Origin of the sequence: Bartonella sp. TT29SHDZB, from assembly GCF_042193395.1 — a bacterium.
In the GTDB taxonomy this organism is placed as follows: domain Bacteria; phylum Pseudomonadota; class Alphaproteobacteria; order Rhizobiales; family Rhizobiaceae; genus Bartonella.
The window spans coordinates 1-979 of sequence record NZ_JBHILQ010000107.1; the positions used below are offsets into that span (position 1 = coordinate 1).

The window sequence follows — 979 nt, forward strand, 5'->3', positions numbered from 1 at the left end:
TTGGCTTTGATAAAATCTTTGTGCCTCTCTGAATTGTTCAGATAGTACTGAACCTTCTACATTAGCTTTTGTTTTCATTGTATGGTAGGCATCCCTTTTTTTTCATTGTCAAAAATTTTCATATCAAGTTCGCGTCTTTTCCTTTTGATAAGTGATCGCTCGGCATTACGTAGATGCGCTACCATTTGCATCTTTATAGATTCATTTTGGATCATGGCTAATGAACCATCGATATGTGCTTGAAGATCTGCAATTTCTTTCAGGTTTTCTTTTGTTTGAAGTTCATCGAATAGCGCTTTAAGGTATTTAAAACGACTTTCTACGTTTTCAAAAGTTTTTAAAGTTATAGCTTTATCTAGAGCCGATATAAATTCTAAACGGGCAAAAATAGAGTTACCTACTTCATCAAAAGACCCAGAAATTTTGTTTTCTTCCTCTAATACCTTTTGATATGATTGCCTTGAAAGTTTATCACTCTTATAGAGCGATTCTGGCTCTTTGAGAAAAAAACTAGAAAAGTCTACTGTTTTAGGTCCAGTTTTCTGATTATTTGTTATAGCTTGATAGGTTGTTTCTGTTTGCGAAAGTTGTTCTTTTTTTAACTCAAGCTGTTTTTTTAAGAGCTCAATAATCCCCAGATATTCTGCTGGTGGAGCAGGTGAATTCTGTGGAGCAGGTGATGGCGTTGGAGCAGGTAAATTCTGTGTAGTATGTGGTTTCGATGGAGTTTGTGTCTTTGGAGCAGGTACCAGTTTAATACTATCCACATAACCTTTATCAAGATTCACTGCATGCGCCAAATTCAGCATTCCCAAAAAGGTAATCATTCCTTTTATAATAAATCGCTTTTTCATCTGTCTCCTCGCTTGATTTCGGCAGGGATTGTTTTATTAATAGGCAGCCGGTTCCTATCATTTGGCTGTTTTAGCTTTGGTGCTAATGCACAAGCCGATAAAAGGTTTGCAATCAAAATTACAAG

2 protein-coding genes are annotated in these 979 nt (G+C 36.0%); both read right to left on the reverse strand.

Annotated elements, in window-relative coordinates:
* Positions 1 to 74: 74 nt before the first annotated feature.
* Positions 75 to 854 carry a type IV secretion system protein gene (locus ACFIJJ_RS09855; protein ID WP_375646816.1) on the reverse strand — a complete coding sequence of 260 codons (780 nt, stop codon included), beginning with the start codon at positions 852 to 854 and terminating at the stop codon, positions 75 to 77.
* The coding region (locus tag ACFIJJ_RS09860; protein WP_375646817.1) for a TrwH protein at positions 851 to 979 on the reverse strand (129 nt) is incomplete at its 5' end. The genes ACFIJJ_RS09855 and ACFIJJ_RS09860, both read right to left, overlap by 4 nt.

Coding starts and splice junctions, on each gene's coding strand:
- ACFIJJ_RS09855 (WP_375646816.1), bottom strand. CDS start 854: ATGAAAAAGCGATTTATTATAAAAGGAATGATTACCTTTTTGGGAATG.